We start from the raw sequence: 523 nt of genomic DNA, 5'->3' as shown, positions 1-523 counted from the left end.
AAACCCAGTGCGTCCAGACCGACAGGCGCGCCCGGTCCCTCCGCCGCCAGCGCGGGGGCGGCGAAATCCCCCGCCATGGGCACACCATCGCCCGCGTCCTCGTTGCCCCCGTCCTCACCGCTCTCGTTCGCGCCGTCGCCCATGCCGTGGCGGGCAAGTTCCGCATGGGCGGTGCGCAGCAGCAGGTATTCGCAAGCGCGGCGGGCATCATGCAGAACTTCGGCATGCATCTTTTCAGTCGTACCCTCGCAGGCGGCCAGTGCCGCCGCAAGGGCATCCAGCCGGGCAAGTGTGGCGGGCGGCTGCACGCCCTGTCCCGCCGCCATGACATGCACTCTTGCCAGCAGTTCCGCGCGCGGGGTGCCCCCCCGTCCTGCCTGCCCTGCCTGTCCGGCCTGTCTGGTCTGTCCGATCTGTCTGGCCCGTCCTGTCTGACCTGCCCGCCCGGCCTGTCCCGCAGCCAACGGCCAGTGCGCCCCGGCCTGCACCGCATCCGCCAGTACCGCGTCGGCCACGGCGGCCA

1 pseudogene is annotated in these 523 nt (G+C 72.1%); it reads right to left on the bottom strand.

The features are described from left to right. Window positions 1-523: pseudogene (locus FVW27_RS19265) on the bottom strand (DUF294 nucleotidyltransferase-like domain-containing protein); the annotation flags it as partial.

This window comes from Nitratidesulfovibrio liaohensis, assembly GCF_011682075.1.
In the GTDB taxonomy this organism is placed as follows: Bacteria; Desulfobacterota; Desulfovibrionia; order Desulfovibrionales; family Desulfovibrionaceae; genus Cupidesulfovibrio; species Cupidesulfovibrio liaohensis.
This window is presented reverse-complemented; position numbering and strand designations above follow the sequence as displayed.